Consider the following 17,754-nt stretch of genomic DNA (forward strand, 5'->3'; position numbering starts at 1 on the left):
TGTCGCAAACTGATCGCCCACCGCGCCGCGGTGGCTAGCTGTCCGCCACGCCGAGCCCGTCCAGGTCGGCGTGCAGCGCGTCCGGCGCGCGCATCCGCCACGCGTCGGTCACGAGCTCGCTCAGGCGCTCGGCGTCGACCGCCGCCAGGCGCAGCATCACCAGCGGCAGGCCGTCGTACCCGGACGTGGTGAAGAAGACCTCGGGCTCGCCGAGCAGGAGAGCCTGCTTCTCGGCCTCGTCCCCGACGAACAGCACCGCGATGTCGCGCCGGATCACCCGCGGCTTGCCCGGCCTGCGCTCGGGATAGGACCAGACGAAACCCTTGTCGGCCACCCGGAAGTCGAAGCCCTCGCTCTCGATCTCGACCGTGTGGGGCAGGGCCAGGGCCAGGCGGCGTACGTCGTCGGCGTCAGCCACCGAGACCCCGCACCGCGCATGCCATCCGCATGCGCCGAGATTACGCACCGGGACCGACAGGTGGCGGGCGGGCCGCCCACCGGCGGCGTCAGCCGGCCGCGGCGGACAGGTCGACGGCCGTGGCGCCGACGACCGCCCGGTCGCCCTCGCGCTGGACGTAGCCGATCACCGTGGACTGGCCGGGGTCGAGATCCGGCGGCGTGACCAGCTCCACCTGTCCCTGCTCGGCGTCCAGGGGCACCGACGCGAAGGCGCGCACCACGTTGTCCTGCCGCAGCGTCCGGCCGGCGTTCTCTCCGCGGGCGATCTCGCTGCGCAGGCCGCGTTGCACGAGCGCCACGTTCACCACGGCGGGCTGCGACAGCCGCTGCGCGCGGTAGCCCAGCACCATCCGCTGCCCGCCGTCGGCGACCTCCGGAACGGACAGGGTGAGGGGCGCGGCGGCGGGCGACATCAGGGCGGACGCGACGGCCCTCGCCGCCCGGCCACGGTCGGAGCCGACGAACTCCACGGTGCCGTTGACGATCATCTGTGGGGTGTAGAGACGCCCCGAGCCGAAGCCCCGGGCGTACGCCTCCTGCCGTGCCGTGTACGCCGCGTCCGCGAACTGGTCGGGCCAGCCCAGATCGTCCCAGTAGTCGACGTGGAAACCGAGGGCGAAGACGGGCTCGCGCCGCGCCCGGGAGTCGTGCTCGATCGCGGTCAGCAGCTCCTCGGCAGGAGGGCAGCTGTTGCAGCCCTGGGAGGTGAACAGTTCCACGACGGCGACGCCGCCGCCCTCCGTCGGCCGTTCCGGCTGACCGGCGGCGTCCGATCCGTGCGGCGATGGCGTGGTCATGGCGTCTCCTCCCAGAGCCTGCTGGCGGCTCTGCGATTCCCGTTACCGCACCGACAACGCCTGGTCAGCGAGGCCGCGAGGGGGGATGGGGGCGTCCAGTGCCCGTCCGTGCCTGTCCAACCCCGGATCCGCCGTTGCGCCCGGAGACGCCACTTCCGACCGGGACCAGCCGCGCGTCGGCATACCGGCCCGCTCATGACAATCGCGTGACAAATTGGCCGGCACGCCGATCACGGGTTTCGACGGTGCCCGAGCCGGGGCACCAGAGCGTCGCTGACGAAAAATTCTCCGGAAGGGACGGCCCCCGTGGAAATCCAGGGCTTCTTCACCGCAATCATCATCGGCCTGGTCATCGGCGCCCTCGGGCGGCTCGTGGTGCCCGGCAAGCAGAACATCTCGATCGTGCTCACCCTGGCGATCGGCGTGCTCGCCGCGATCCTCGGCACCCTCGTGGCCGGTGGGCTCGGCGTGGACGAGACCGCCGGCATCGACTGGATCGAACTGCTGCTGCAGGTCGTGTTCGCCGCGATCGGTGTGGCCGGCGCCGCCGCTGTGTTGGGCCGCCGACGCCCCTGACGCCCCGCTCCCTCGCCGGGCCCGCCGGCCCTCACGCGCCCGTGGCGACGACCTGTCGCCACGGGCGCTGTGCTTGGATGATTCGGTGGAGTTCACCGTGACAGACGTGCCCGCGCGGGAGCGGTTCGAGGCGCGCGACGAGACGGGCGCGGTCGCCGGGGTGGTCACCTACCAGCTGACCGGCGCCATCATCGCCTACACCCACACCGAGGTCGATCCGGCGTACGAGGGCCGGGGCGTCGGGTCGACCCTGGCCCGCGCGGTCATGGACGACGCGCGGGCCAGGGGGCGCACCGTGGTGCCGATCTGCCCGTTCCTCGCCGAGTGGCTGGTCAAGCACCCGGAGTACGAGGACATCGTGGTGCGGTCCACCCGGAAGGTGAAGTAGCGGCCGGGCTCAGTGCCAGTCGCTGATCTGGACGTCGTCCGGCGCCGGCCTGCCCCGCCCGGTCTCCACCAGCTCCTTGAGGCTCATCAGGAACGTCGCCCACTTGGTGCTGCAGTGGTGCATGAACTCGACCGGCTCGCGCCAGCCCTCGTGGCTGAACAGGACGACGGTGTAGTCGCCCCGCTGGTCGAGGCGCCAGTCGATCTCGGTGCCGACCCATTCCTCGGGGCCGTCGGTGACCCGCCAGCGGACGTGGCCGGTGGGGTCCAGCTCCAGGACCTCCATGTCGAAGCCCCCGGCGTCGCCGAACCGGAAGGCCAACTGCCCGCCGACCTCGCTCTTGCCGACCGTGTCGGTCGTCCACCAGGCGGCGAGGCCCTCCGGGGTGGCCACCGCGCGGTAGACGTCGTCGAGCGGGGCGACGACGCCGACCCGGTGCAGGATGTCGACCATCTCATTCTCCCTGGTTGTCGGAACGGTGACGTTCGATCGTCTCGGCGATCCGCTTGATCCGGCGGAGTCGGGCATCCCAGGCGGTGCCGACGGCGGTCAGTTGGGCGACCGCACGCGCGAGCTGCGCCTCGTCGACCTGGTAGTGACGCTCACGACCGGCCGGCGCCGAGTGGATCAGGCCGACCCGGTCCAGGACGGCCAGGTGCTTCGAGACGGCCTGGCGGGTGACGGGCAGTCGCTCGCTCAGCGACGTGGCGGTGCCGGGCCCGCCGGTGAGCAACAGGTCGATCATGGTGCGCCGGATCGGGTCCCCGATCGCCGACCACAGGGCGTCGTCGACGGCCGTGCTCATGACGTGGCGACCAGCCGTGCGACGTACGTGCCGAGCGCGGGGATGTAGTGGTTCCACCCGCTGACGTGGTCCTGGTACTGCTTCTCGAGCAGGGCGATCTCCCAGCCCATCTCGCGAAAACCGGTCTCCGTCATGCGGACGCGGGTCCCCGTCGCGATCGGGACGAGGTCGAAGGTGACCAGCAGCGACTGCCCGCCCCGGTCGGGCTCGGTGAAGGACCACCGGAAGGAGAACCGCTTCGGCGGGTCGACGTCCACGACGGCGAGGTCGACGGTCGTCGTCTCGCCGGTCTGCGCGTCGCGCCACACCAACTCGCCGGGAGCGCCCTCGACCGGTTCGAACCGGGCGTCGTCGGGCCACCACTCCCGCACGTGCTCGGGTTGGCTGATCACCTCGAAGACCACCTCCGGCGAGGCGTCCACGTCGATGTCGCGTTCGATGACTCCGTACTCCATGCGTACCACCCTTTCGCAACCTTTGGTTGCGTCAGGTTACCGCGGCACACGCGCCTCGCGCAACCGATGGTTGCGTATTGGCCCCGGGTGCGGCACGACGCCTGGAACGGGCGATGACGGTACGGTCCATGGTGGGCAGTCGCCCTGCCCTCGCCATCGTCCCTCCACATCCCGTCGGGAGACCTGAACGATGACAGCCGCCACCTTCCGTGCCCTGCACCACGACCGCCCCGCCGGCGACCCGCTCGTCCTGCCGAATGCCTGGGACGCGGGCAGCGCCCGGGTGTTCGCCGACGCCGGCTTCGAAGCGCTCGCCACGCCGAGCGCCGGGGTCGCCGCCTCCCTCGGCTACGAGGACGGCGCCACCCCGCCCGCCGAGATGTTCGCCGCGGTGGCGAGGGTCGTGCGGGCCGTCTCCGTTCCGGTGTCCGCGGACGTGGAGGACGGCTACGGGCTCGCCCCCGCCGAGCTGGTCGAGCGGCTGCTGGAGGCGGGTGTCGTCGGCTGCAACCTGGAGGACTCCGAGGGGCACGCCACGCTCAAGGATCCGCAGCGGCACGCGGACTGGCTGGCCGAGGTGCGGGCGGCGGCAGGCGACGCGCTCGTCATCAACGCGCGCGTCGACACGTTCCTGTTCGGCTCGGGTGACCCGGCCGACGCCGTCGCCCGCGCGAAGCTGTACGTGGCGGCGGGCGTCGACTGCGTGTACCCGCTGCGGGCGCCGATTGAGGTCCTTGCGGTGCTGCGCGAGGGCATCACCGGCCCGATCAACATGGCCGCCGCGCCGAACCGGGAGTCCGTGACCGAGCTGGCCCGACACGGCGCCACGCGCATCACGTTCGGCCCGGGAATGCAGCGCTACGCGATGGCCGCGATCGGTGACCTGGCGGCCAACCTGCGCGCGTGAGGCACCGGCCGACCGGCGCGTCCTCAGCGGCGGCCGGTGCCGCGGGTGCGGGCGGCGCGCCTCGGTGAAGGGCGCCGCCCGGTCAGGCGTCGGCGCGGGCGGCCAGGGCGTCCACGAGGCGGCGGGCGGAGCCGGCCAGGTTCCACCGGCCGGCCAGCTCGAGCAGCCGCTCCGGGTCGGCGGGGGCGGTCGGCAGCGCGGTGGGCAGCTCCGGCAGGGCCACGTCCAGGGCGACCCGGACCACCGTCGGCGCGACGGCCAGGTAGTCGCGGGCGGCAGCCAGCTTGGTGCGCAGGCCCGGCGCGAAGGACGAGTCGGAGTCGTCCAGCGCGGCCAGGATGCCGTCGATGCTGCCGTACCGCTCGATCAGTCGCGCGGCGGTCTTCTCGCCGACGCCCGGCACCCCGGGCAGTCCGTCGCTGGGGTCGCCGCGCAGGGCGGCGAAGTCGGCGTACCGGTCGGCGGGCACCCCGTAGCGGGCGCGCACCGCCGCGTCGTCGCAGTCGTCGAGCTTGGCCACGCCGCGCCCGACGTAGAGCAGCCGCACGTCCCGGGAGTCGTCGATGAGCTGGAACAGGTCCCGGTCGCCGGAGACCACCTCGACCGGGCCCGGCTGGGTCACCGACAGCGTGCCGAGCACGTCGTCGGCCTCGTAACCGGTCGCGCCGACGGCGGTGATGCCGACCGCGTCGAGGACCTCCAGGATCATCGGCACCTGCGGGGAGAGCGTGTCAGGCACGACCTCACCGCCCTGCGGGGCCACCCGGTGCGCCTTGTACGACGGCAGCAGCTCGACCCGCCACGCCGGCCGCCAGTCGTAGTCCAGAGCGCACACCATCCGGTCGGCGCCCCGACCCCGGATGAGCGTGGCGAGCATGTCGAGGAAGCCGCGCACCGCGTTGACGGGCGTGCCGTCCTCGGCGCGCGCGGCGGACTCCGGGATGCCGAAGTAGGCCCGGAAGTAGAGGCTGGGTGCGTCGATCAGCAGGATCGGGGATCGGTGTGCCACGCCCGACAGCCTGGCACAGCCCTGCGACGATCAGCGGTACGCCCGGCCGCCCGGCGGCGTCAGCGCTGCTCGTCGTGCCGGTAGACGGTGTCGCGGCGGGCGAGGTGCTGCACGACGTAGCTGGTCACCAGCAGCAGGATCGCGACCAGCACCTCGACCCAGGCGGCGACGCCGTCGGCCACGGTGAGCCCGATGACCAGCAGGACCAGGCCGACGAGCGCGAGGACCCCGGCCCACAGTTGCCAGCGACGGCGGGTCGCCGCCCGGTTCGCGTCGTTCGCTGCCACGTCGGCCCTCCCGGTCGGTGCCACCCATGCGGGCGTCCCGATCCCAGGCTATGGCCCCCGCCCCGATCCTACCCGGAAAACCACAGTGCGGGCAGGCCCTGGAACGGCGCAGACTGCCGGGGTGGCGTTTCCGGCCGTTCCTGGTGCTGCGTGCCGAGCGCGTCGCCGCCGCACTACGCGCAGCGGTGACCGACCCGACGCTGCGCGACCGACCGCTGCTGGGCGCGGTCGACCAGTACGTGCACAGCGTCGATGTGCTCAGCGACGCGACCCGGGCTCGCCGGGTGGCCGACGGCCTGTGGTCGGGTGCGGCGGTCACCGACCAATGGTGACGGCCGGACGCCGGCCCTGGTCGCGGTCGCGGTCGTGGTCGGTGAGGTCGCGCAGGCGCCGGACGGGGGAGAGCAGCAGCACCAGGGGCGCGCAGATCAGGGTCGCCGCGAAGACGAACAGGGTGGCGCGGGCGCCGAGCGGGCCGGCGAGCCCGCCGGCGACCAGCCCGCCGACCGGGATGGCGCCCCAGGAGACGAACCGCACGGTCGCCATCACCCGGGAGAGGAGTTCGGGTGGGCTGGCGATCTGCCGGTACGTCCGGGTGGTCACGCTGAGCACGACCGTGCCGAGAGAGAAGACGATGCTGCCGGCGGCGAAGGCGACGTAAGCCGGCCAACCGGTGCCCCCGGGGATCAGGAACGCTCCGGCGACCGTCGTGAACCCGGCGGCGACCAGCGCGCGGGCGCTGCCGAGCCGGGTGGTGATCCACGTGGTGAGGGCAGCCCCGACCAGCGCGCCGACACCCTCGACGGCGAGCAGGACGCCGACCAGGCCGGCCGGCGCGTGCAGGTCGCGGACCAGGTAGAGCGGGTGCAGCGCGAACTGCGCGCCGCAGACGAAGTTCATGGCCGTCGCGGCCCACATGCACGGGCCCATGACCGGGTGGTACGCGACGTAGCGCCAGCCCTCGCGGATCAGCTCACCGACCGGCGGCCACTGCTCGGGCGCGTCGACGCGGCGCGCGGGCAGGGTACGCAGCAGAGCCGCCGAGACGAGGTAGCTGGCCGAGTCGACGAGCAGGGTGGGCACCGCGCCGAGCGCCTGCACGGCGAGCCCACCGAGCGATGGGCCGCTGAGCAGGGTCGCGGCGTGGGTGGCCGAGGTGAGGCTGTTGCGCGACTGCAACTGCTCGCGCTCGACGATGCTGGGCAGGAAGGTCGAGTTGGCCACGTCGAACACCACGTTGGCGAAGCTGACGACGAGCGCGGTGACCACCAGGTGGGTCACGGTGAGCTGCCCCCACCACCAGGCCAGCGGGATCGACGCGACGGCGAGGGCGCGGGCCAGGTCCGCGCCGACCTGGGTGCCGCGCAGCGGCAGGCGCTGCACGATCACACCGGCGGGCAGGCCGATCACGATCCAGGCGACGTAGCTGGCCGCGGCGATCAGACCCATCTGCCACGCGGAGGCGTCCAGGACGGTGAGCGCGGTCAGCGGCAGGGCCACCGCGCCGACCGCCGACCCGACCAGACTGGTCGTGCCGGCGGTCCACCAGCGCCAGAACACACCGGCTCGTTCGTCGACGTGCATGTCGTCGGCCCCCGTCCGTCGCGCCGATGCGTTCCCGGTGTCAGTGCGTTGCCGTTGGCGCTGCGTGCCGTTGGCGGCGCGTGCCGGGGATTGTCCGTTCCAATCTGGAACGGACTATAGTCGTGTCGGGCGGAGGGAGGAAGCGGGTGCGACGAGAGGATCTCGCGGACGCGGACTGCGGCATCGCGCAGGCGCTCGGCGTGCTGGGGGACTGGTGGACGTTCCTCATCGTGCGCGACGTCGCCGGCGGCACGACCCGCTTCGACGCGCTACAGCGCGAACTGGGCGTCAGTCGGCGGGCGCTTACCGAACGCCTCGCCGCCCTGGTCGAGCACGGCGTGCTGGAACGCCGCCCGTACTCGGCGCACCCGCCCCGGCACGACTATCTACTGACCACGAAGGGCGAGGGCCTGCTGCCGGTGTTGATCGCCCTGCAGGACTGGGGAACGAGGCACCTGATGGGTGACGGAGAGCTGACCGCGACCGCCGACGACGCCTCGGCCGAGGCCCGGCGGGCACACGCGCTGGTGGGCCGACGGCTGCCGGAGGTCGCCCTGCCCGGCGCCGACGGCCGGCCGGTCGCGTTGACTGCGCCGGACGTCTGGAGCGTCCACTACCTCTTCCCCGGGGCGTACGCGCCGGGGACGCACGGCTACCCGCCGGGCTGGGCGGAGATCCCCGGCGCCCGGGGCTGCACCCTCGAATCGACCACGTACGCCGACCGGCACCCGGCCTTCGAGGCGGCCGGGGTACGCGTGTGCGGGATCAGCACCCAGCGGCCGGACCAGCTCGCCGAGTTCGCCGCGTACGCGGGGCTGCCGTTTCCGTTGCTGTCCGATCAGGACGGTCGGCTCGCCGCGGGGCTGCTGCTGCCGGTCTTCTCCGCCGGCGGGGTGACCCGGTTCAAGCGACTGACGATGCTCGTCGACCCGACGTCGGTGGTGCGGGCGGTGCAGTTCCCGGTCACCGACCCGGCCGGATCGGTCGACGAGATGCTGGTGCTGGCCCGCGACCACGCGACGATCCCCGGCTGACGCGGGGGCGTCGACCGGGGATCGCAGCGTCAGGTTCAGGTTCAGGCCGGAAGCGTCCAGCGCTGGTTGGCGCCGGCGAAGCAGTCCCAGATCTGCAACCGGGCGCCGTCGGCCGAGCTGTTGTCGGTGACGTCCAGGCACTTGTTGGACTGCGGGTTGCGCAGCGTGCCGTTGGACTGCGCCTGCCAGACCTGGGCGCCGCTGCCGTTGCAGTCGTACAGCTGCACCTTGGCGCCGTTGGCGGTGGAGCCGCTGGTGATGTCGGCGCACTTGCCGAGGGCGCGCAGCGTGCCGTCGCTGGCGACGGTCCAGGTCTGCGCGTTGGTGCCGTTGCAGCCCCAGAGCTGGATGGCGGTGCCGTTGGCGGTGCTCGCGGACGCCACGTCGACGCACTTGCCGCCGAGGCCGGTGATCTGGCCGGTACGACCGGACGGCGGCGGGGTGGTGCCGCCCATGATGGTGTCGTACATGGCGCTGACCAGCGAGGTGGAGCCGGTGGTGTCCTGCGACAGCTCCCAGTTCATGACGCCGCCGGCGTTGGTCAGCGCCCACTGCGTCTTGCGCTTGACGGTCGGGACGCCGTTGTAGCACTGCTGCGCGCCGCCGGCCGTGGTGCAGTCCCGGTTGGCGTTGGCCGGGTCCAGGGCGACGAGCGCCGAGTACGTGTAGTAGCCGGGGCGGCTGTAGAACGGGATGCCGAGGACGGCCTTGCTGGCCGGCAGGCCGCGGGACTTCCACAGGTTGATGCTGTTGATCGACCAGTCGTAGTTGGAGTGCGGGCTGCCGCCGTCGTACGCCATGATGTTGAGCCAGTCGACCTGGCCGAACACGGCCGTCGGCACGCCGTCGAGGTAGTAGCCCTCGGAGACGACGGCCGCGGTGAGCAGCTTGCCGCGGCTGTGCATGGCGCTGCCGAGCTGCGTCATGAGCTGGCTGTAGTTGTTCGCCGAGGCGCCCGGGTCCGGATACTCCCAGTCGATGTCGACGCCGTCGAGGTTGTACTGGTTGACGAAGTTGACCAGGTTGTTGACGAAGGCGGTCCGGCTGCCGGAGTTGGCCGCGAGGGCCTCGAAGGCCGAGTCGTTGCCGTCGTTCCAGCCGCCGACGGCGATCGAGACCTTGACGTTGTTGGCGTGCGCTTGGGAGACCAGCGAGGAGAGTTTGCTCGGGTTCTCCACGGCGCGCAGGCTGCCGTCGTTGTTGGGCAGCACGAACGCGTAGTTGATGTGGGTGAGCTTGTTGTACTGGATGGTGTTGACGTTGCCAGCCCACGAGGGCATGTAGCCGACGCTCTTGAAGTTGTTCGGCAGCACCACGGCCTGCGCGGCGGTGGGGACGAGGGTGACGGTGGCGGCGGCGGTGGCCAGGGCGAGCAGGCCGGCGGTGCGGGCGCGGCGCAGTGGTGAGGACATCGGGGGCCTTCCCGTGGGCGGGGGACGACGCCCGCCCGCGCAGGGTTGTCGCGGGCGGGAAATGCGGTACGCAGAAACGGGTGGCCTCGAGGCAGCCAAATCTTAAAGAGTGTTAACTGTCGGCGTCAATCAACGCCGATGGATTTCCTCGCCCGGGCGGATGCGGGGTTCTGGGGATGCCCAAACGACCGTTAAGCTCACGGGGTGGGAACCGATGAGTTGTACCCGCCGGACCGGCTGCTCGCCGCGCAGCGCGCCACCGCCGCGGCCGGCCTGGACGCGCTGCTGCTCACGCCCGGCTCCGACCTGCGCTACCTGACCGGGTACGACGCCCACGTGGGGGAGCGGTTGACCTGCCTGGTGCTGCCCGCCGAGGGTGCGCCCACGCTCATCGTGCCCCGGCTGGAGCGTCCGGCCGCGGAGGCGGCACCGAACACCGGCGTCCGCATCGTCGACCACCCCGACGGCGTCGACCCGTACCCCCTGGTCGTCGCCGCCCTCGACGGCCCGCCGTCGGCCGTCGGGCTCGCCGACCGGATGTGGGCCGAGCAGGTCCTCGCCCTACGCGCGGCGCTGCCCGGCGCCGCGCAGCGGCTCGCCGGCGAGGTGCTGCGCGAGCTGCGGATCCGCAAGTCCCCGGCGGAGGTCGCGGCGCTCGCCGAGGCGGGCGCGGCCATCGACGAGGTGCACCTGCGGATGGGCCAGTGGCTGCGCCCCGGCCGCACCGAGGCCGAGGTGGCGGCCGACATCGCGGCGGCGATCCGCGACGCCGGGCACGCCAGTGTCGACTTCGTCATCGTGGCCGCCGGCCCGAACGGGGCCAGCCCGCACCACGGCACCTCGGATCGGCCGATCGGCGCCGGCGAGCCGGTGGTGGTGGACATCGGCGGCACGATGCCGTCGGGCTACCGCTCGGACTGCACCCGCACCTACGTGGCGGGCGGGCCGGCGCCGGCCGACTTCGTGGACTACTACGCGGTGCTGCACGCCGCCCAGAGTGCGGCGGTGGCGGCGGTGCGTCCCGGGATCACCGGCGCGGCGGCCGACGCGGCGGCCCGGGAGCCGATCGCCGCCGCCGGTTACGGCGACGCTTTCCTGCACCGCACCGGGCACGGCATCGGCCTGGACGGTCACGAGGAGCCCTACCTGGTGGCCGGCAACGACCGGCCCCTGGAGGCCGGCATGGCGTTCTCCATCGAACCGGGCATCTACCTCGCGGGCCGGCACGGCGCCCGCATCGAGGACATCGTCGTCTGCACGACGGACGGCGTGCAGCGGCTCAACACCACCCCCACGGAGCTCATCGCGCTATGACTGTCGACCGGATCCTCCCCACCGACGAGGCCCACGACCTGCTGGACCTCGCCACCGAGCTGGCCGACCGCGAGCTCGCGCCGAAGGCCGCGAGCTTCGAGGAACGCGCCGAGTTCCCCCGCGAGGTGCTGCGCACCATCGGCCGCGCCGGCCTGCTCGGCCTGCCCTACGCCGAGGAACACGGCGGCGCGGCGCAGCCGTACGAGGTGTACCTGCAGGTGCTGGAGATCCTGGCCAGCCGGTGGCTGGCGGTCGCCGAGGCGGTCAGCGTGCACACCCTGAGCTGCTACCCGGTCGCCGCGTTCGGCAGCGCCGAGCAGCGCAAGCTCCTGCCCGACATGCTCGGCGGCGAGCTGCTCGGCGCGTACTGCCTCTCCGAGCCGCAGGGCGGCTCCGACGCGGCGGCGCTGAGCACCCGGGCGGTCCGCGACGGCGACGCGTACGTCGTCTCCGGCACCAAGGCGTGGATCACACACGCCCAGGTGGCCGACTTCTACAACGTCTTCTGCCGCACCGGCGGGCCCGGCCCGAAGGGCATCTCCTGCCTGGTCGCCGACGCGGGCACCGCCGGCATCGCGCCGCAGGCCGCCGAGCGGACCATGGGGCTGCGGTCCTCGCCGGTGGCGCAGATCGCGTTCGAGGAGGCGCGGGTGCCGGCCGACCGGCTGGTCGGCGGCGAGGGGGCGGGCTTCACCATCGCGATGTCCGCGCTGGACTCGGGTCGACTGGGCATCGCCGCCTGCGCGGTCGGGCTGGCCCAGGCCGCGCTCGACTACGCGGTCGGCTACGCCCGGGAGCGACAGCAGTTCGGCCGGTCCATCATCGACTTCCAGGGCCTCGGCTTCCTGCTCGCCGACGCGGCGACCCAGATCTCCGCCGCCCGCGCGCTGACCCTGGCGGCGGCCCGGCTGCGCGACGCGGGGCGTCCGTACTCGATCGAGGCGGCGAAGGCGAAGCTCTTCGCCACCGACGTGGCGATGCGGGTGACCACCGACGCCGTGCAGGTGCTCGGCGGCGCCGGCTACGTGGCCGACCACCCGGTCGAGCGGTACATGCGCGAGGCGAAGGTGCTGCAGATCGTGGAGGGCACCAACCAGATCCAGCGGTTGGTGATCTCCCGGGCGCTCGCCAAGAGCTGAGCCGGCGGCCCAGCGCGGCGTTCGTCGTCGCCGTCGCGCCGATTTCCCGGTAGGTTGCTCGCCGTGGAGGAGATCGACCGCGCCATCGTCGCCGCGCTGACCGCTGACGGCCGTCTGTCGTACACCGACCTGGCCGAGAAGGTGGGGCTGTCGGTGTCCGCCGTGCACCAGCGGGTGCGCCGGCTGGAGCAGCGCGGGGTGCTCAAGGGGTACGCCGCCCGGGTGTCGTTCGAGGCGCTGGACCTGCCGTTGACCGCGTTCGTGGCGATCCGCCCGTTCGACCCGTCGCAGCCGGACGACGCGCCGGAGCGGCTGGCCCACCTGCCGGAGATCGACTCGTGCTATTCGGTGGCGGGGGAGGACTTCTACCTGCTGCTGGTGCGGGTGGCCAGCCCGGCGGACCTGGAGCGGGTGCTGCAGGAGATCCGCACCTCGGCGAACGTGACGACCCGGACGACTGTGGTGCTGTCCACGCCGTACGAGAACCGCCCGCCGAAGATCAGTGCCGGGGCACCGAGTCGGTCGCGGTCCCGGGCGCCGGAGGAGCCGGCTGGTTCCACCGCAGGATGACCTGCCGGCCGTGCTCGTGACCCAGGGCGCTGACCGTGGCGGTGTCCAGGCGCAGCCGTCCGCCGGCGGACGGGGGCAGCCCGATCCAGCGGGCGCCGAGCACCCGCAGGCTGTGCGCGTGGCCGACCAGTGCCACGGTGCCCCGGTCGAGCAGCGGGGTGACGCGGGCCAGTACCCGGTCGAGCCGGTCACCCACCTGGGCGGGTGACTCCCCGCCGGGGCAGCCGTCGGTCCAGATGTTCCAGTGCGGGTCGTCGTCGTGGATGTCGACGGTGGTGCGGCCCTCGTATTCGCCGTAGTTCCACTCGCTGAGGTCCTCGTCGACGTGGTCGACGGTGAGCCCGGCCAGCTGCGCGGTGCGCAGCGCCCGGGAGCGGGGACTGGCCAGGACGGTGACGAAGCGCCGGCCGGCCAGGAACGCGGCGAGGGTGCGGGCCTGTCGCTCGCCGTCGGGGGTTAGCTCCAGATCGGTGTACGAGGTGTGCCGCAGGCTGGCGCTCCAGGTGGTCTCGCCGTGCCGGATCAGCAGGAGCTCTCCCATGCGGCCAGTTAACCATCGCGCCGGGGCGGCCAGTGCCGCCCTCTCTCAACCTATCTTCCTAGGATGCCTTACAGGGTGTGCCGACCGGCACCACCGGTTTCGGCACCGGGAAACCGGGCAACCGAGCCTCGACAACCGCCAGACCGAGGAGGCGCGATGAGCTTCACCGAGAAGGCAAAGAACAAGGTTGAGCAGATGGCCGGCGCCGCGAGGGAGCGCGTCGGCGATATGACCGACAACGAGTCGATGCGTGGTGCGGGCGCGAGCCAGCAGGGTGACGCGCGCGCCAAGCAGGCCGGGCAGAACACGAAGGATGCCGGCAGCAAGATCAAGGACGCTTTCAACAAGTGACCTGAGCGGTCGTCGGGTCCCCGGGCAGGTGCTGCCCGGGGACCCGACGCGTGTGGGCCGTTAGGGTCGGCGGCGTGACTGTGCTCCGTTCCCTGGTGTTGTTCGTGCTGGCCGCCCTGGCCGAGATCGGCGGCGCGTGGCTGGTCTGGCAGGGTTGGCGGGAGCAGCGCGGCCTGTGGTGGATCGCCGCCGGCGTGGTCGCGTTGGGCTGCTACGGCTTCGTCGCGACGTTCCAACCGGACCCCAACTTCGGCCGGATCCTGGCCGCGTACGGCGGGGTGTTCGTGGCCGGGTCGTTGGGCTGGGCGATGGTGGTGGACGGTTTCCGCCCGGACCGCTGGGACCTGACCGGCGCGGCCCTGTGCCTGCTCGGCGTCGCGGTCATCATGTACGCCCCGCGTGGGGGTTCCGCCTGACCCGCGCGCGGGTGACCTCGCGGGCGGTGTGTCGCCGGTAAGCGACATACCTCAGAGTCATATTCATACCTCTGAGGTATGTCGCTTACCGGAACGGCACCGCCCAAGCGGGCCTGAGACGTGCCCCACGAGCCCTCGTGGGGCGCATGCGGGGGACAGTGAGGCGCTTTCGCTTCTGCGATGATCTGCGGCGTGATCCGAGCTGGGCTTCGCCCGTTTCTTGGCGTCGTGGTCGTGGCGGCCGTCCTCGGCAGTGCCGGGTGTGAAGCGTCCCGGGTGCCGCCCGCGGACCAGCCGGTCTTCGTCGGCTCGGCCGCCTCGTCGAGCCCATCCACGCCGTCCGTCGCCCCGTCGGCCGGTGTCCCGTCTGCGCCGGCGGTTGCCTCGGTGCCGGGCGCGACGCCGACCGGGACCAGGGCGCCGGTGGTGGACCACGGGCCGCGGACCGGTAACAAGGTCGCGTTGACCTTCGACGCGGACATGACCGACGCGATGTTGGGCAACCTGCGTGCCGGTCGGGTGAAGTCGTACGCCAACCTGCGCATCCTCGACCTGCTGGAACGGGAGCGGGTCCCGGCCACGTTCTTCCTGACCGGCAAGTGGGTGCAGCGGTATCCGGACGTGACGCGGCGGATCGCGGGTAATCCGCGCTTCGAGTTGGCCAACCACACGTACGGGCACGCGGCGTTCACCGGGAACTGCTACGACCTGCCCACGAAGCCGGTGAACGAGTTGCGCGGCGACGTGGCGAAGACGTTCGAGGTGATCGAACCGTACGGGGGTCGGCAGACCCGGTACTTCCGTTTTCCAGGGCTCTGTCACGACGCGGCGGCGCTGGACGCGCTGGCCCCGCTCGGCGTGACGGTCGTCGACGGGGACGTGGTCAGCGGCGATCCGTTCGCGACCGCGTGGAAGCCGTTGGTGCGGGCGGTGGTGGACCACGCCCGCCCCGGGTCGGTGGTGATCATGCATGTGACCGAGGCGAACGCGGCGATGACCGATGAGGCGTTGCCGCACATCCTGGCCGGGCTGGCCGAGCGGGGGCTGGTGCCGGCCCCGCTGTCCGAGGTGCTGGCCGCCGGGTGAGTCGGCGGCCAGCACCTACGGTGGGTCAGTCGTCGCGGTGGTCGTTCCACCACTGCTGGCCGCCCTCGGGCAGGGTGTCGATCGGGTCGTAGTAGGCGTAGCGCTTGTTGAGCGCCTCCAGGTCGGCGGACTCGATGGAGGTGCGGTAGTTCTTGGTCCAGTAGGAGATGCCGCGCTCACGGTCGTAGTCGGTGAGCATGTGCACCCAGCGCTTGCCGACGAAGGGCACGTCGCAGACGATCCGTGGGGTGGCGTAGCCGGGCAGATAGCCCATGATGTCGTGCTGGAGCTGCTGGGCGTGCCAGACCGGGACGCGCCAGTGTTCGGCGTTGGGGATCATGTCGCACATGTAGAAGTAGTACGGCAGGATCCCGGCTTCGCCCTGCAGCGCGAAGCAGAGGTCGAGCAGTTCCGGGGTGGTGGCGTTGACGCCGCGCATGAGCACGCCCTGGTTGCGGACGTCGCGGACGCCGACGTCGAGGGCGGTCTGGGCGGCCTTGGCGACCAGTGGGGTGAGCGACTGGGCGTGGTTGACGTGGGTGTGGATGGCGAGGTTGACGCCGCGGCGGGCGGCGGTGCGGGCGACGCGCTCCAGGCCTTCGACGACGTCGGGCTGCAGCCAGTGCTGGGGGAGGCCCATGAGGGCCTTGGTGGCGAGCCGGATGTCGCGGACCGTCTCCAGTTCCAGCAGCCGCATGAGGTACGACTCGAGGTTGCGCCACGGGACGTTGGCCACGTCGCCGCCGGAGACGACTACGTCGCGTACGCCGGGGTGGGCCTTGAGGTAGGCGATGTGGGCGTCGTAGCGGTCGACGGGCTTGAGGGTGAGTTTGAGCTTGTCGACGGCGGGGGTGGAGTTGCCGACCAGGTCCATGCGGGTGCAGTGGCCGCAGTACTGGGGGCAGGTGGAGAGCAGCTCGGCGAGGACCTTGGTGGGGTAGCGGTGGGTGAGACCTTCGGCGACCCACATGTCGTGCTCGTGCAGGCTGTCGCGGCTGGCGTAGGGGTGTGAGGGCCAGTCGGTGCGTCGGTCGGAGGCGACCGGGATCATGTAGCGGCGGATGGGGTCGGCGAGCAGCGCCTCGGTGGTCAGCGGCGCGAACGGCACCATCGTGTTGATCATTTGTGGCGGCACCAGCATGGACATGGTGGCCAGGGCCTTCTGGTCGGCCTCGAGGTCGGTGTAGAAGCTGTCGTCGACGAGGTCGCCGAAGACGGCGCGGAGCTGCTTGATGTTCTTGACGCAGTTGACGCGTTGCCACTGGGCGGATTCCCACTGGTCGCGGGTGACGGTGCGCCAGCCGGGGAAGCGGGTCCAGTCGGGTTCGACCAGGGGGCGGCGGTGGTATTCGTACGGCTGCCCGGCGGTCGGTACGGCGACCGGGGCGTGACGGGGTTGCGGGATGGTGTGGGTCACGGCCCCTCCTCGGTGGTGCGGTGGATCATCGAAGCTCGAAGGCTACTGGAAAATATTCGGTACAGAAACTAGTCTGCCGTAAGTTTTCCCGCTACGCGAGCCTTGACCGGGGCTTCGAGCGGCCGGACAGGGGAGGTCGGCGTGACGTCACCGGTGGGACTGCACCGCGTCGTGGAACCGGCGGGGGTGCTGCCGCAGGCGGCCTGGCGGCTGGACGCGTCCGCGGCGATCGCGCCGAACGAGGTGCGGATCCGGGTGGAGCGGCTGAACCTGGACGCGGCGAGTTTCCGGCAGCTGTCGGAGAAGCACGGCGGCGACGGGGCTGCCGTGCGCGCCGAGGTGCTGGAGATCATTTCCACACGGGGGAAGATGCAGAACCCGGTGACCGGCTCCGGCGGGATGCTGATCGGCACTGTCGAGGAGGCCGGTCGGCGGTCCCCGCTGGGGCTCAAGGCGGGTGAGCGGGTCGCCACGCTGGTGTCGTTGACGTTGACGCCCCTGGTGATCACCGACGGGCTGGCCCGCTGGGACGGCCGCAGTGAGCAGGTGCCGTGTGACGGGTGGGCGATCCTGTTCGCGCGGTCCATCGCGGCGGTGCTGCCCGATGACGAGGATCCGCAGTTGTCCCTGGCCGTGCTGGACGTGTGCGGGGCGCCCGCGCTGACCGCCCGGGTGGTGTCGCGCTACGTCGAGGAGCGTCGGCGTAGCGGTGATCCGACGCCGGTGCGGGTCGCGGTGATCGGCGGGGCCGGCAAGAGCGGGTCGCTGTCTCTGGCGGCGGCGCGACGTGCGGGCGCCGCGCGTACCGTCGGGGTGGTTCCGGTGGCGGCGGAGCGGGACGCGCTGACGGACGCCGGGCTGGCGTCGGTGGTGGCGTTGGCCGACGCGCGCGACCCGGTGGGGTTGTCCATGGCGGTGACCACCGCGCTGGGCGCTCCGGCGGACGTGACTGTGGTGTGCGTGGACGTGCCGGGCTGTGAGCACGGGGCGGTGCTTTCCACCGCGGACGGCGGCACGGTGATCTTCTTCTCGATGGCGACGAGCTTCTCCGCGGCCGCGTTGGGCGCGGAGGGGTTGGCGGCGGACGTGACGATGCTGGTGGGCAACGGGTACGTGCCGGGGCACGCGGAGTTGGCGTTGGGGCTGTTGCGCGCCGAGCCGGGGGTGCGTCGGCTGTTCGCGGCGCGGATCGCGGCAGACTGAGGTC

The 17,754-nt window shown here is 72.1% G+C and carries 23 protein-coding genes; 12 read left to right on the plus strand and 11 right to left on the minus strand.

Features of this window, described 5'->3' with window-relative positions:
• Window positions 1-34: 34 nt before the first annotated feature.
• Together ACFYPH_RS23530 and ACFYPH_RS23535 are read right to left on the minus strand one after the other, a co-directional pair.
• A complete protein-coding gene (locus tag ACFYPH_RS23530; protein ID WP_387184577.1) occupies window positions 35-418 on the minus strand; it encodes an MmcQ/YjbR family DNA-binding protein in 384 nt (127 codons plus the stop codon).
• A gap of 88 nt (window positions 419-506) precedes the next feature.
• Window positions 507-1,256: a DUF1223 domain-containing protein gene (locus ACFYPH_RS23535; RefSeq protein ID WP_354862068.1), complete on the minus strand. Its 750-nt coding sequence runs from the start codon at window positions 1,254-1,256 to the stop codon at window positions 507-509.
• 306 nt (window positions 1,257-1,562) lie between these two features.
• Between ACFYPH_RS23535 and ACFYPH_RS23540 the strand changes: the two genes are divergently transcribed.
• Window positions 1,563-1,832 (plus strand): GlsB/YeaQ/YmgE family stress response membrane protein, encoded by a 270-nt coding sequence (locus ACFYPH_RS23540; protein WP_354862070.1) that lies wholly within the window; start codon window positions 1,563-1,565, stop codon window positions 1,830-1,832.
• Between the two features lie 97 nt (window positions 1,833-1,929).
• Entirely contained in the window at window positions 1,930-2,220 is a 291-nt protein-coding gene (locus ACFYPH_RS23545) for a GNAT family N-acetyltransferase (RefSeq protein WP_354862072.1), read from the plus strand.
• A gap of 9 nt (window positions 2,221-2,229) precedes the next feature.
• Here the strand turns inward: ACFYPH_RS23545 and ACFYPH_RS23550 are convergent, their stop codons facing one another.
• Genes ACFYPH_RS23550 through ACFYPH_RS23560 form a run of 3 tightly spaced genes read right to left on the minus strand, consistent with a single transcriptional unit; the run spans window position 2,230 to window position 3,480 of the window.
• Complete coding sequence (locus ACFYPH_RS23550) at window positions 2,230-2,673, minus strand: SRPBCC domain-containing protein (RefSeq protein ID WP_363942142.1); 444 nt, start codon at window positions 2,671-2,673, stop codon at window positions 2,230-2,232.
• A gap of 1 nt (window position 2,674) precedes the next feature.
• The gene (locus tag ACFYPH_RS23555) at window positions 2,675-3,025 is read right to left on the minus strand and encodes an ArsR/SmtB family transcription factor (protein ID WP_387184582.1); all 351 of its coding nucleotides are present in this window, start codon (window positions 3,023-3,025) and stop codon (window positions 2,675-2,677) included.
• Window positions 3,022-3,480 carry an SRPBCC domain-containing protein gene (locus ACFYPH_RS23560; protein WP_363942140.1) on the minus strand — a complete coding sequence of 153 codons (459 nt, stop codon included), beginning with the start codon at window positions 3,478-3,480 and terminating at the stop codon, window positions 3,022-3,024. The genes ACFYPH_RS23555 and ACFYPH_RS23560 overlap by 4 nt, the downstream gene beginning before the upstream one ends.
• A 190-nt stretch (window positions 3,481-3,670) precedes the next feature.
• Here ACFYPH_RS23560 and ACFYPH_RS23565 point away from each other — a divergent pair, with 190 nt between their 5' ends.
• Window positions 3,671-4,387 (plus strand): isocitrate lyase/phosphoenolpyruvate mutase family protein, encoded by a 717-nt coding sequence (locus ACFYPH_RS23565; protein WP_354862079.1) that lies wholly within the window; start codon window positions 3,671-3,673, stop codon window positions 4,385-4,387.
• An 82-nt stretch (window positions 4,388-4,469) separates the two neighbouring features.
• Here ACFYPH_RS23565 and ACFYPH_RS23570 read toward each other — a convergent pair whose 3' ends face one another.
• Entirely contained in the window at window positions 4,470-5,396 is a 927-nt protein-coding gene (locus ACFYPH_RS23570) for a 5'-3' exonuclease (protein ID WP_354862081.1), read from the minus strand.
• Between the two features lie 59 nt (window positions 5,397-5,455).
• A complete protein-coding gene (locus tag ACFYPH_RS23575; protein ID WP_355068830.1) occupies window positions 5,456-5,683 on the minus strand; it encodes a hypothetical protein in 228 nt (75 codons plus the stop codon).
• 50 nt (window positions 5,684-5,733) lie between these two features.
• On the opposite strand from ACFYPH_RS23575, the gene ACFYPH_RS23580 reads away from it, so the two are divergent.
• Window positions 5,734-6,015 (plus strand): hypothetical protein, encoded by a 282-nt coding sequence (locus tag ACFYPH_RS23580; RefSeq protein ID WP_387184587.1) that lies wholly within the window; start codon window positions 5,734-5,736, stop codon window positions 6,013-6,015.
• Here ACFYPH_RS23580 and ACFYPH_RS23585 read toward each other — a convergent pair.
• Window positions 5,999-7,267: an MFS transporter gene (locus tag ACFYPH_RS23585; protein WP_355068835.1), complete on the minus strand. Its 1,269-nt coding sequence runs from the start codon at window positions 7,265-7,267 to the stop codon at window positions 5,999-6,001. The two genes, ACFYPH_RS23580 and ACFYPH_RS23585, sit on opposite strands and share 17 nt — an antisense overlap.
• Window positions 7,268-7,413: 146 nt before the next feature.
• Here ACFYPH_RS23585 and ACFYPH_RS23590 point away from each other — a divergent pair, with 146 nt between their 5' ends.
• Window positions 7,414-8,301, plus strand: coding sequence for a winged helix-turn-helix transcriptional regulator (locus ACFYPH_RS23590; protein ID WP_387184589.1), 888 nt, complete (start codon window positions 7,414-7,416; stop codon window positions 8,299-8,301).
• 41 nt (window positions 8,302-8,342) lie between these two features.
• Here ACFYPH_RS23590 and ACFYPH_RS23595 read toward each other — a convergent pair whose 3' ends face one another.
• A complete protein-coding gene (locus tag ACFYPH_RS23595; RefSeq protein WP_355068839.1) occupies window positions 8,343-9,713 on the minus strand; it encodes a glycosyl hydrolase family 18 protein in 1,371 nt (456 codons plus the stop codon).
• Window positions 9,714-9,917: 204 nt separating this feature from the next.
• Here ACFYPH_RS23595 and ACFYPH_RS23600 point away from each other — a divergent pair, with 204 nt between their 5' ends.
• The 3 genes from ACFYPH_RS23600 (at window position 9,918) to ACFYPH_RS23610 (ending at window position 12,736) form a co-directional block, all read left to right on the plus strand.
• On the plus strand, window positions 9,918-11,027 hold the full coding sequence (locus ACFYPH_RS23600) for a M24 family metallopeptidase (RefSeq protein ID WP_387184592.1): 1,110 nt from the start codon (window positions 9,918-9,920) through the stop codon (window positions 11,025-11,027).
• A complete protein-coding gene (locus tag ACFYPH_RS23605) occupies window positions 11,024-12,166 on the plus strand; it encodes an acyl-CoA dehydrogenase family protein (RefSeq protein WP_354862194.1) in 1,143 nt (380 codons plus the stop codon). Before ACFYPH_RS23600 ends, ACFYPH_RS23605 begins: the two co-directional genes overlap by 4 nt.
• A gap of 63 nt (window positions 12,167-12,229) precedes the next feature.
• Window positions 12,230-12,736 carry an Lrp/AsnC family transcriptional regulator gene (locus tag ACFYPH_RS23610; protein ID WP_007460055.1) on the plus strand — a complete coding sequence of 169 codons (507 nt, stop codon included), beginning with the start codon at window positions 12,230-12,232 and terminating at the stop codon, window positions 12,734-12,736.
• Here the strand turns inward: ACFYPH_RS23610 and ACFYPH_RS23615 are convergent.
• The gene (locus tag ACFYPH_RS23615; protein WP_354862192.1) at window positions 12,666-13,277 is read right to left on the minus strand and encodes a histidine phosphatase family protein; all 612 of its coding nucleotides are present in this window, start codon (window positions 13,275-13,277) and stop codon (window positions 12,666-12,668) included. The two genes, ACFYPH_RS23610 and ACFYPH_RS23615, sit on opposite strands and share 71 nt — an antisense overlap.
• Before the next feature lie 156 nt (window positions 13,278-13,433).
• Here ACFYPH_RS23615 and ACFYPH_RS23620 point away from each other — a divergent pair, with 156 nt between their 5' ends.
• From ACFYPH_RS23620 to ACFYPH_RS23630, 3 genes are all read left to right on the plus strand, one after another.
• Entirely contained in the window at window positions 13,434-13,628 is a 195-nt protein-coding gene (locus ACFYPH_RS23620; RefSeq protein WP_354862191.1) for a CsbD family protein, read from the plus strand.
• Window positions 13,629-13,702: 74 nt separating this feature from the next.
• Window positions 13,703-14,044 carry a YnfA family protein gene (locus tag ACFYPH_RS23625; RefSeq protein WP_354973890.1) on the plus strand — a complete coding sequence of 114 codons (342 nt, stop codon included), beginning with the start codon at window positions 13,703-13,705 and terminating at the stop codon, window positions 14,042-14,044.
• A gap of 276 nt (window positions 14,045-14,320) precedes the next feature.
• Window positions 14,321-15,130, plus strand: coding sequence for a polysaccharide deacetylase family protein (locus tag ACFYPH_RS23630; protein ID WP_387184597.1), 810 nt, complete (start codon window positions 14,321-14,323; stop codon window positions 15,128-15,130).
• 25 nt (window positions 15,131-15,155) lie between these two features.
• On the opposite strand, the gene ACFYPH_RS23635 is transcribed toward ACFYPH_RS23630, so the two are convergent.
• Window positions 15,156-16,547 (minus strand): KamA family radical SAM protein, encoded by a 1,392-nt coding sequence (locus tag ACFYPH_RS23635; RefSeq protein WP_387184600.1) that lies wholly within the window; start codon window positions 16,545-16,547, stop codon window positions 15,156-15,158.
• 153 nt (window positions 16,548-16,700) lie between these two features.
• Here ACFYPH_RS23635 and ACFYPH_RS23640 point away from each other — a divergent pair, with 153 nt between their 5' ends.
• A complete protein-coding gene (locus tag ACFYPH_RS23640) occupies window positions 16,701-17,750 on the plus strand; it encodes a zinc-binding alcohol dehydrogenase (protein WP_363938484.1) in 1,050 nt (349 codons plus the stop codon).
• The last annotated feature ends 4 nt before the right edge of the window (window positions 17,751-17,754 follow it).

Source organism: Micromonospora sp. NPDC005252, from assembly GCF_042872475.1.
Classification (GTDB): Bacteria; Actinomycetota; Actinomycetes; order Mycobacteriales; family Micromonosporaceae; genus Micromonospora.